The organism is Nonomuraea lactucae (assembly GCF_003313395.1).
Taxonomy (GTDB): domain Bacteria; phylum Actinomycetota; class Actinomycetes; order Streptosporangiales; family Streptosporangiaceae; genus Nonomuraea; species Nonomuraea lactucae.
Genome location: NZ_QNFZ01000183.1, coordinates 1 through 10961, shown reverse-complemented (window position 1 = coordinate 10961; position 10961 = coordinate 1). Strand labels below are relative to the sequence as shown.

Below are 10961 nucleotides of genomic sequence, written 5' to 3'. Positions count from 1 at the left end.
GCTCCGGCGCGGCAGCGCCGGAGCCCCGCGTCGCTCGGCCGGCCTGGCGGGAGGCCCGGTCAGCCCAGCCGGGCGATCGTCTTGTACTCCAGGTAGGCGTCGAGCCCTTCGGGGCCGAGCTCGCGTCCGACGCCGCTGGCCTTGTAGCCGCCGAAGGGCGTGTTGGCCTCCAGCATGTAGCAGTTGACCCCGTACGTGCCGGTGCGCACCTGCCTGGCCACCTCCATGCCGTGGTCGGCGTCGGCCGTCCAGACGGTGCCGGCCAGACCGTAGTCGCTGTCGTTGGCGATGCGGATCGCGTCGGCCTCGTCCTCGTACGGGATCACGGCCAGCACCGGGCCGAAGATCTCCTCGCGCGCGATGCGCATGTCGTTGCCCACGCCCGCGAAGACCGTGGGCGCGACGTACCAGCCCCGCTCGTGCGGCCGGTCGAGCCCGCCGACGACGACCTTGGCGCCCTCGTCCATGCCGATCCTGATGTAGCCCTCGACGCGCTCCTGCTGCCGCTTGGCGACCAGCGGGCCGATGCCGGTGGCCGGGTCGGCCGGGTCGCCGACGGGCTGCGAGGTGACCATGTTCGCGACCGCCTCGACGACCTCGTCGTACCGGTTGCGCGAGGCCAGGATGCGGGTCTGCGCGACGCAGGCCTGGCCGTTGTTCAGCAGCGAGGCGATGGCCAGCATGCCCATGCTGGAGGGCAGGTCGACGTCGTCGAGGATGATCGCCGCGGACTTGCCGCCGAGCTCCAGGCTGACCCGCTTGAGCTGCTCGCCGCAGATCGAGGCGATGCGCCGGCCCGCCGCGGTCGAGCCGGTGAACGCCACCTTGTCCACGTCCGGATGGGAGACCAGGTGCTCGCCCGCCTCGCGGCCGGCGGCCACGATGTTGAGCACGCCCGGGGGTATCCCGGCCTCGTGGGCCATCTCGGCCAGCAGGTAGGCGTCGAGCGGCGTCTCCGGGGCGGGCTTGTGCACGATCGCGCAGCCGGCCAGCAGCGCGGGCGCGATCTTGGTCATCGCGACGAACTGCGGGACGTTCCACGGCACGACCGCCGCCACCACGCCGACCGGCTCGCGCCGCACGGTCGTCGGGCCGAACAGGCCGGGCCGCTGCTGCTCCTGCTGGAACGTCTTGCCGTGCTCGGCGTAGTACTGCAGGATGCCGAGCGGCTGCGGTGCCTGGGCGAGCCGGGAGAAGGTGATCGGCGAGCCCATCTCCTCGGTGATGAGCGCGGCCATCTCCTCCTGCCGGGCCGCGTAGATCCCGGCGAGGCGGGCGATCACCTCGGCCCGTTCGGCGAACGTCATGCGCGGCCAGGGGCCGCGGTCGAACGCCTCGCGCGCCGCGGCGACCGCCCGGTCCATGTCCTCGGCCGTGCCGTCGGGAACCCGGCCCACGACCTGCTCGGTGTGCGGTGAGATGACGTCGATGGTGCCGGTGCCCGCCGGGGCCACCCATTCGCCCCCGATGTACAGCGTGTCGTGCTGGCGCATGTCGTGAGCCTCCCGCTCTGGCGTTTGAGCGAATGCTTGCTTGTTTCAGGACCACTCAAGGTGACCGAACCATGTTCTGTCCGTACGCGCAAGAGGGGCACGGCGGGAAGTGCCGTGCCCCTCCGCCCGGTCATGAGAGCCGGGCTGGACGATCAGCGTGGGTCTCCTATCAGGTGCTGCATCGAGCGCTTCACCACGTCGGTCCGCATGGCCTGGGTGGTCAGGCTCTCCACACCGAAGCCCAGGTAGACGGTGTCCCTGGTGGTGACGCCGCCGCCCTCCTCGAAGACCTGGTCCGTGCGGAACCAGTTGTTGATCGACGGGGAGGACCCCTCGGGCGGTCCGGCGGCGGTCCAGCCGCCGAGGTCGGGCTCGAACGAGGTCTCCTCGGCCGTGGCGCCGTCCAGCGTGACCTTGAAGTCGTCGAGGAAGACGCCCGCGCCCTGGGTGCTCCAGTCGCTGATGTAGGAGATCGACAGCTCGACCTTCTTGCCCGCGTACGGCGTCAGGTCGATCTTCCACTGCTGCCAGCCGGCGGAGTTGCCCGAGGCCGCGTGCCACGAGCCGGAGGTGCCGGTCGGCTCGCAGTTCGGCCCCTGGTAGCGCTGGGTGAACGGGTGGATGGTGCGCCAGCCGGCGCCACCGCTCGGCGGCGCGCAACTGCTGCCGGTCGCCTGCGAGGTGTGGCCGTTGGCGTCCGGGAGCGTGGTCCAGTCGTCCTGGCCGGCCGTGCGGGCCTCCACGGTCAGGAAGTCCCAGTCGGCCTCGGTGTCGTACGAGGTCCAGAACGACAGGTCGCCGCCGCTCTTGCCGGTCAGATCGATGGTCTTGGTCAGCCGCTTCCACGAGACGTCGGCGATGCCGCTATAGACGTCCCAGGAGCCGGTGTGCGGGTCGAACGGGCCGCCCGGCCGCGCCCACTTGACCGGCGCGGAGCTCGCGAACAGCGGGAACCGCGCCGCGGGCAGGATCGCCGAGGTGGCCACGAAGGAGTTGGTGTGGGACGGCTCCAGCGTGCCGTCGAAGCCGTCGAACCGGCCGCCGACGCCCTTCAGTGCGAACGGCTGCCCCGTGTCGTGGTCGGTGCCCCCGTCGTCGAAGAACACGTAGGCGCCCAGGTAGTACTGCTGGAAGTCGTTGAACACCGGGATGCACGGCGGGTCGTTCGGCACCGTGCACTCCGGCTGGGCCGGCTGGTCGGGCTGGTAGTAGTAGGCGCCGTTGTTGTTGGCCGCGTACGAGGGGTACTTGCCCGCGTGCAGCAGCTTGCCGCCGTCGTTCAGGTAGTCGCGGACGGCCAGCTCGGTCTCCACGCCGCCCTTGGAGGTGGTGCCGGGCGCCTGGCCGGTGCTCCTCGGGATGATGTCGTCGCCCGTCTCCCAGACCACGGCCTTGTAGTGGCTGAGCACGCCGAGCGGGTGCGGGGCCTTGCGCCCCGTCTTGTCCATGTCGTACACGTCGGACGTGTAGCCTGACTCGTCCAGGGCCTTGACGTAGTCGTCGGCGTACTTGGCCTCCGGCACGCCCTGCGCGGGGCTGATGCCGGTGACGTCCTCGGTGGCCAGCACCAGCACCTGCCCGCCGATGTCGGACGCGACCTTGTAGGTGAAGTCGCCGCTCTTCTTGCCGATCGAGCTGAACCAGACCTTGACGCTGTCGCCGGGGCTGGTCCCGGTGATCTTGCCGCGCATCCAGTGGTAGTAGCGGTTGTAGCCCTTGCCGTAGCGCTCGCCGCCCCTCCACTCGCTCGTCAGGACCGTCCTGGTACGGCCGCCGTTGACCTGGTAGTTGAGCAGGACGGGCCCGAGCCTGCGCTTGGCGTTGACCTGGACCACCTGGTCCTTGCCGTGGCTGACCTCGAACGGGTCGAGCACGAAGTCGGGGGTCTTGTTGCCCAGGTGGCTCACCGGCTCCACCGGGTTGACCGCGGACTTGGCCACGTCGAGGGCGAACGGGATGTTCTTCTCGAACTCCGCCTGCACCAGCGCCTCGTCGTCCGGGAAGACGAAGCCGCAGCCGTCGCAGCCCTCGTTCAGCTCCGGCGTCCAGGACAGCGTGCCGTACTGGAAGTGCGCCTGGTCGTTGGTGTCGCCGTTGGTGGTGTAGAGCTCCGCGCCGAGGTCGGGGTCGAAGCCGGGAATCGCGGGCTTGGCGTCGGTGCCGGACAGCGTCTCGTAGATCGGGTTGTCCGCCGTCTCCGTGGCGATCTGCACGCCCAGCGGGTAGAGCAGCAGGGGGCCGAACGAGTGGTAGTTGAGCTGCATCTCGAACCCGACGCGCTTGAGCAGCCCGTCCATGGCCCTGGTCTCGGGCTCGCTGGCCGGGCCGGTGCCGCGGTAGGTCTCGCTGCTCGGTATCGAGGAGGAGCCCTCCTCGTCGTAGTGGAAGTTCGTGGGGAAGTTGCGGTTGGGGTCGACGCCGTCGCCACTGGTGATCTTGCCGTCTCCGTTGTTGTCGCGCAGGTTCTTGCGCCAGAGGCGGTTGCCCTCGGTGAACGTGAAGTCGTACCCGTCGGGGTTGGCCACCGGCACGAACCACAGCTCCGTCCGGTTGAGCAGGTCCCGCAGCGACGCCTTGTTGGCCACCACGTACTTCAGCAGCCGCATGTCCACCTGGGTGGCGATCCACTCGCGGGCGTGCTGCGTGGCCGAGTAGAGCGTGGCGGGCTTGAGGCCGTCGGGCAGCGCCCTGGCCAGCGTGCTGACCTTGACGGCGAGTATGTCCTGGCCCTTAACCGACTTGCCGAGGGACTGGAGCTTGACGATGTCCTTGTTGGCGTTGGCGATGGCCCTGAGCTGGTCGGCGATGCCGCCGGGCTCGGAGTAGGACTTGAAGACGGTGTAGCCGCCGGCGGCCTGTGCTTTGGCCGCCTCGAGCTGGGTCTGCCCCTTGACGTTGCGTACGGGCTCGGGTTTGAAGCCGAGCTTGCGCAGGCCGTCCAGGTCGCTCTGGGCCGCGGTCAGCTCGATGTGCTCCTTGCCGGACCTGGCCTCCTGCTGGACGACGTCGAAGCCCTTCTCGCGGAGGGTCTGGGCGGTCCCCGGCGGGCTGTCGAGCTGGTAGAGCTCGATCCTGTCGCGGGGTGGTAACGGGTCGGTCGTCGCCTGGGCTTCCACGGCTACGAGGGACGTGCCCAGGCCGAGGATGACGGCGAGGGCGAGAGCTGAGGTTCGAGACACGGTCTGCCCCTTCGCAGAGACGAGTTCGTCGCCAATCTCAATCCGGCTCCGCGATCTAGGCAAGACCCAATCTTTACAAAGACCTTATGTACCGACAAATCGCGATAAGGCTCGCCAAAGGTACGTGGGTTCCCTCGTTCGGATGACAGCGATCAAGATCATCTTCTATAGTTTCGGTCCGTCTATGAGGGGAGGGCAGGGCGTGAAAGCGGGTCGGGTCGTCCTGTTCGCCGTCCTGCTTGCCGGGCTTGTCCTGTTCCCCTTCCCGCATGCCGCCTCGGCCGACCCCAGCCCCGCCGAGCTGCGCAAGCTGACGAAGGAGGCGGCCCGCCTCAACGAGCTCTACCGCGGCCAGATCCAGAGCCTGGAGGAGCTGCGCATCCAGGCCCGGCGCGCCCTGGACAACTCCGACGACCTCCAGGCCGGGCTCGCCCGCGCCAGGGCCGACGTGAGCGCCATCGCGCAGACCGCCTACATCGCCGGTCCGCTCAGCGGCGCCCAGCTGTTCTCCCTCGACGTCGAGCCCTACAAGGCGCTCGGCAACGCGGCCAACATGCTCCACATGGCCGACGAGCGCACCAGCAAGGTCAAGCAGATCGAGACGCTGATCGCCAACGCCAGGAAGGCCAAGCTCGCGGCCAATGACAAGATCAACAAGATGAGGCGGGAGATCAAGGTCCTGCAGGGCAAGCGCCGCGAGATGGAGCGCCTGCTCGCCAAGTACGGCTTCCAGCAGCCCGGCGGCGCCGAGGGTCTCACCCAGCGCATGATCTCGGTGCGCGCGGCGGTCATGCAGAACTTCCCGATGCCGTACGGCGTGGGCTGTCTGCGCCCCGGCGACCCGGGCGAGCACGGCAAGGGGCGCGCCTGCGACTTCATGATCACCGGCGGCGGCCGGATGGCCGCCGGAGCCGACGCCGACAGGGGCGACGCCCTCGCCGAGTGGCTGATCCAGAACGGGTCACGGCTCGGCGTCATGTACATCATCTGGAAGCAGCGCTACTACGACATCCGCTCCGGCGGCGGCTGGGACCCCATGTCGGACCGCGGCGGGGTCACGGCCAACCACTACGACCACGTCCACGTGTCGGTGTTCTGACCCGGTGCGCCGGACCGCCGGGTGCCGCCGCTCACTGGGCCGCCAGGAACTCCCTGTACCAGTGGTAGGACGCCTTCGGGGTGCGCCGCTGGGTGGCGAAGTCCACATGGACGAGGCCGAAGCGCTGGTGGTAGCCCTCGGCCCACTCGAAGTTGTCGAGCAGCGACCAGACGAAGTAGCCCCGCACGTCCACGCCCTGGCCCCGGGCCCGCTGGAGGGCGTCGACATGCTCGCGGAGGTAGGCGATCCGCTCCTGGTCGTCGACCCCTTCGGGGGTGAGCTCGTCCTCGTGGGAGCACCCGTTCTCGGTGACGTAGATCGGCGGGAGGGCCTCGCCGTAGCGGTCGCGGAGGCCGGTGAGGAGCTCGCGCAGGCCGTCGGGGACGACGGGCCAGCCGAACGCGGTGGCCGGGTAGCCGGTGATGCCCGCGTCGGTGAACGGCAGGCCGCCGGGGGCGGGGGCGGCGATCCTGGTGGGGTTGTAGTAATTGACGCCCAGGCCGTCGAGCGGGGTGGCGATCGCGGCCAGGTCGCCGTCGCGAATGTCCAGCACGTCGTCGACGCTCTTGATCCCGTACGCCGACATGTCAGGATAGGCGCCGAGGAGCAGCGGATCGTTGAACAGCCGGTTGTGCAGCGTGTCGTAGGCGGCGGCGGCGGTCAGGTCCTCCTCCGAGTCCGACGCCGGCCAGACCGGGGTGCAGTTGTTGCTGATCAGCACCTGACCGGCGCCGGCCGCGCGCAGCGCCCGCGCCGCCAGGCCGTGACCGAGGAGCTGATGGTGGGCGACGGGAAGCGCGTCGAGCAGCAGGGCCTGGCCCGGCGCGTGGACGCCCAGGCCGTGGCCGAAGGCCATGTGGACGAACGGCTCGTTCAGGGTGATCCACATCGGGACGCGGTCGGCCAGCCGCTCCGCCACGATCGCGGCGTACCCGGCGAAGCGCTCGGCCACGTCCCGGTTCATCCATCCGCCGCGGTCCTGCAGCGCCTGCGGCAGGTCCCAGTGGAACAGCGTGGACACCGGCGTGACGCCCGCCGCGAGCAGCCCGTCCACCAGCCGGTCGTAGAAGCCGAGCCCCTCGGGGTTCGCCGCGCCGGAGCCGTCCGGCTGGACGCGCGGCCAGGCGATCGAGAACCGGTAGGCGTTCACCCCCAGCCCGGACATGAGCCCGAGGTCCTCCTCCCACCGGTGGTAGTGGTCGCACGCCACGTCCCCGGTGTGCCCGTCGCGGGTGCGGCCGGGCTCGTGCGAGAAGGTGTCCCAGATGGACGGGCCCCTGCCGCCTTCGGTGACGGCCCCCTCGATCTGGTAGGCGGCCGTGGCCGTACCCCACAGGAACATCCCGACTCCCTCCTGGTGTGAGAGGCGCTCATGTTATCCGAGTCAAGAGAGGGAGCCTTTACTTGCTGGTAATACGACAGGATGGTGACATGACCAGTACATTGCGGCGCCGTCCAGCCCAACGCCGCAGCGTGGAACGGGTCGAACGGATGCTCGACGAGTGCGCTTCGCTGCTCGACGAGGTCGGCTACGAGGCCCTGACCACCAAGGAGGTCGCGCGCAGGGCCGGAGTGCCGATCGGCACGTTCTACCAGTTCTTCCCCGACAAACAGGGCCTGGTGCGAGCCCTGGCGCTGCGCAACCTGGAGGCGTTCGTGGGGAGGGTGACCGAGCGGATCGCCCGCACGGCGGACCTCGGCCACTGGACAGACCTCGTCGAGCTGGCCATCGACGAGTTCGTGGTGATGAAACGGACCACGCCGGGCTTCGCGGTGGTCGACTTCGGCGAAGTGCTGATGGGGCCCGGCGGGCCAGTGCTCGCGGGCACCGACCGGACGCTCGACGCGGCCCTGGAGAACAACGTGATCGTGGCCGACCGGCTGCGGGCCCTCACGGTCGACCTGCTGGACGCCCCCGCGGGCGAGGGCCTCGACCGGGCGCTGCTGGTCGCCGTCGAGGCCACGGACGCGGTGCTGAAGCTGGCGTTCCGCATGGACCCCGACGGCGACCCCACCATGATCGCCGAGTGCAAGCAACTGGTCCGCCGCTACCTCGCCGACCACCTGCCCTGAGCCTCCGGGTGGCTGCGAGGGCTCAGCGGGCCGCGTCGAGCCGGGCGCGCAGCTCGTCGTCCAGCTTGACGTCCGCCGCGGCGACGGCCTCGTCGAGCTGCGCCATCGTCGAGACGCCCACGATGGGGACGTGTCCGTCGGCCAGCAGCCAGGCCAGCACCACCTGGTTCGGCGTCACGCCCAGCTCCGAGGCCACCTCCCGCAGCGCGGCGAGCCGCCTGGCCGTACCCGCGTGGTCGTAGGACTCCGGCAGCGGGCGGTCGTCACGCGTGTAGGCGCCCGCCATCAGCGTGTTGTACGCCCACAGCGTCAGATCGGGCTCGGTGCGTACGTAGTCGAGCATCTCGTCCGTGGCGAGCACGTGCCCCGACTCGGCGAGCCTGGCGAACGGGCGGGGCCGCAGGTAGGTGTGGCGGAGCTGCACGTACGTGTAGCGCAGCCACCCGTGCGAGGCGGCGGCGTTCCTGGCGCGCTCCAGCCGCCAGGTGGTCAGGTTGCTGGCGCCCACGCTCCGGACCACGCCCCGCCGGAAGAGCTCGTCGAAGGCGCCCATCGTCTCCTCGATCGGCACCGAGCGGTCCTCGATGTGCGACCAGTAGACGTCGATGTAGTCGGTCCGCAGCCGCCGGAGGCTGCCCTCGACCGCCCGGGTGACGGTGGCGGCCGACAGCCCCTCGGCCGAGGCCAGCGTGGTGTCACCGGGAACCGTGGGGCGGGCGCCCACCTTCGTGCTGACCACCACGGCCTCGCGGTCGCCGCGCGCGGCCAGCCAGGCGCCGATGGTCTGCTCGCTCTCGCCACCCGAACAGCCCTCTACCCAGAACGGGTAGTTGTTCGCGGTGTCCAGCATGGTGCCGCCGGCCTCGACGAACCGGTCGAGGATGGCGAAAGAGTCCTTCTCGCTGACGGTGGTGCCGAAGGGGATGGTCCCGAGTGCGATGTTCATGGTCGCTCACTGTGGAGGCTGGAGCGGGCTCCAGGTCAAGCCCTTGACCTGGAGCCCACTCCAGGTGCGATGCTCTACCGCGTGAGCGTGTACACACCCGCCGAGGTCGTCGAGGAGACCGGCTTCACCCTCGACACCCTGCGCTACTACGAGAAGATCGGCCTGCTGGAGCCCGTCGAGCGCAACGCGGCGGGCCAGCGCAGGTTCAACGACAGCGACCTCAGCTGGCTGGGTCTGATCCGCTGCCTGCGCGACACGGGCATGCCGATCGCCGAGATGCTCCGCTTCGCCGAGCTGGTCCGCGCCGGCGACCACACGATCCCCGACCGGATCCGGCTGCTGGAGGAGCACGACCGCCGCGTCCAGGGCCAGATCGCCAACCTCACCGAGCGTCAGCGCTACATCCACCACAAGATTTCCTACTACCGCAGCGTCCTGTAGCACTGGCTTTGTGGGCCGGTTGCTATGCAGGACGCATGGCCGGGCCCAGGGCGAAACGGATCAACATACCGCTGCGCCGCGTCGCCGTGGCCTGCGCGGTGCTGCTGTTCGCGCTGCTGGCCAACCTCACCTGCCTCCAGGCGTTCCGGGCGCGCGGCCTGAACGCCGACCCGCGCAACGAGCGCGCCCTCCTCGCCAGGTACGAGCATCCGCGCGGCGACATCCTCACCTACGACGGCCGCACCGTCGCCACCAGCCGCGCGACCGACACCGGGCCGTACCGGCACCGGCGGGTCCACACCGGCGGCGAGACGTACGCGCCCGTCACCGGCCACCTCTTCCTCAACCGCGCCACCGGCATCGAGCACGCCGAGGACGCCGTGCTGGCCGGCCACGACGCGAGAGTGCGGATGCGGGCCCTGGTCAAGGACGGGGCATCCGAGGGCGCGGACGTCAGGCTCACCATCCGCGACCGGATCCAGCGGACCGCGTACGAGAGCCTCGCGCGCGTGGGCAGCCCGGGCGCCGCGGTGGCCCTGGACCCGGTGACCGGAGCCATACTCGCCCTGGCCAGCTACCCGTCGTACGACCCCGGCGCCTTCGCCTCGCAGGACACCGCCGCCCTCGCCGCGGCCGAGCGGCGCCTGCGGGAGGACCCCTCCCGGCCGCTGCTCAACCGGGCCCTGCACCGGACCTACCCGCCGGGCCCCTCCTTCGAGCTGGTCACCACGGCCGCGGCGCTGGCCTCCGGCGAGTACACGATCGCCTCCCAGATCGACGCCTCCGACCCCCACCTGCCGCCCCCAGCCCCGCCCGCCCCCGCCCAGGCCTCGCCCCCGTCCACGGAGGAGGCGGCGGCGCCCCTCTCCGGCCCGCCCGTGTCCTCACCCGGCCCGTCCGTGTCCTCACCCGGCCCGTCCGTGTCCTCGTCCAGCCCTGCCGCCTCGCTGCCTGACGCCGAGGGGCGGGTGTGCGGTGACGGGCGTCCTTCCCTGGCGTACGCCTTCCGGCTCTCCTGCGGCACGGCGTTCGCCAACCTCGGCCTCCAACTGGGGCAGGACCTGCTGCGCGACCAGGCCGAGGCGTTCGGCTTCGGCGTGCCCGACCTGAGGATCCCGATCCCCGTGGCCGCCAGCACCTACCCGGCCACCCTGGACCGGCCCGGGACCGCCCTGTCGGCCGTCGGGCTGCACGCCGATCGGGCGACCCCCTTGATGATCGCCATGCTCTCGGCGGCGGTGGCCAACGGGGGTGTGCTGATGTGGCCGTACCTCGTGGAGGAGGTCCGGCTCCCGGACGGCTCGATCATCAACCGTTCCGTCCCGACGCCCTACCGCACGGTCATGTCCCCGGCGCTGGCCGGCCAGCTTGCCATCCTGATGGCCACCACCACCCAGCCGTCAGCACCGGCCGCCGCCCTCGTCCTGCCCGGGGTGGAGGTGGCGGCCAAGACCGGCTCCGGCCCCCCGGCCGTGGTCACCGCCTTCGCCCCGGCGACGGCGCCGGAGGTGGCCGTGGCGGTCGTTCTGGAGCGGACCCCGGCCTCCGCGTCCCAGATAGCCCGCGCCATCCTCCAGGCCGCCCTGGCGTGACACGTGGATGGGGCGGGGGACGCGGCTGGGGCCGCGTGGCCGTGCCGCGCTCTCCTGCGCGGCGGTCCGGCGTCCTCCCCGTGGCGCGCAACCGGGGTGTGGGTCCGGCCACCGCGGTCCGGTCTGGCGCGCGCTCCC

8 protein-coding genes are annotated in these 10961 nt (G+C 70.8%); 4 read left to right on the top strand and 4 right to left on the bottom strand.

What is annotated here, in order from left to right; translation table 11 throughout:
• Positions 1-59: 59 nt before the first annotated feature.
• Both DQW85_RS11905 and DQW85_RS11900 read right to left on the bottom strand, forming a co-directional pair.
• Positions 60-1493 carry an aldehyde dehydrogenase gene (locus DQW85_RS11905; RefSeq protein ID WP_113700396.1) on the bottom strand — a complete coding sequence of 478 codons (1434 nt, stop codon included), beginning with the start codon at positions 1491-1493 and terminating at the stop codon, positions 60-62.
• A 152-nt stretch (positions 1494-1645) separates the two neighbouring features.
• Complete coding sequence (locus tag DQW85_RS11900) at positions 1646-4672, bottom strand: M14 family metallopeptidase (protein ID WP_240197103.1); 3027 nt, start codon at positions 4670-4672, stop codon at positions 1646-1648.
• 202 nt (positions 4673-4874) lie between these two features.
• Here DQW85_RS11900 and DQW85_RS11895 point away from each other — a divergent pair, with 202 nt between their 5' ends.
• Entirely contained in the window at positions 4875-5771 is an 897-nt protein-coding gene (locus DQW85_RS11895; protein ID WP_113700395.1) for a coiled-coil domain-containing protein, read from the top strand.
• A 31-nt stretch (positions 5772-5802) separates the two neighbouring features.
• On the opposite strand, the gene DQW85_RS11890 is transcribed toward DQW85_RS11895, so the two are convergent.
• A complete protein-coding gene (locus DQW85_RS11890; protein WP_113700394.1) occupies positions 5803-7113 on the bottom strand; it encodes a GH1 family beta-glucosidase in 1311 nt (436 codons plus the stop codon).
• An 89-nt stretch (positions 7114-7202) separates the two neighbouring features.
• Here DQW85_RS11890 and DQW85_RS11885 point away from each other — a divergent pair, with 89 nt between their 5' ends.
• Entirely contained in the window at positions 7203-7844 is a 642-nt protein-coding gene (locus DQW85_RS11885) for a TetR/AcrR family transcriptional regulator (RefSeq protein WP_113700393.1), read from the top strand.
• A 22-nt stretch (positions 7845-7866) separates the two neighbouring features.
• Here DQW85_RS11885 and DQW85_RS11880 read toward each other — a convergent pair whose 3' ends face one another.
• Positions 7867-8790, bottom strand: coding sequence for an aldo/keto reductase (locus DQW85_RS11880; RefSeq protein WP_113700392.1), 924 nt, complete (start codon positions 8788-8790; stop codon positions 7867-7869).
• Between the two features lie 81 nt (positions 8791-8871).
• On the opposite strand from DQW85_RS11880, the gene DQW85_RS11875 reads away from it, so the two are divergent.
• Both DQW85_RS11875 and DQW85_RS11870 read left to right on the top strand, forming a co-directional pair.
• Positions 8872-9231: a MerR family transcriptional regulator gene (locus DQW85_RS11875; protein ID WP_338043376.1), complete on the top strand. Its 360-nt coding sequence runs from the start codon at positions 8872-8874 to the stop codon at positions 9229-9231.
• Positions 9232-9266: 35 nt separating this feature from the next.
• A complete protein-coding gene (locus DQW85_RS11870) occupies positions 9267-10823 on the top strand; it encodes a penicillin-binding transpeptidase domain-containing protein (RefSeq protein ID WP_113700390.1) in 1557 nt (518 codons plus the stop codon).
• Positions 10824-10961 lie beyond the last annotated feature (138 nt).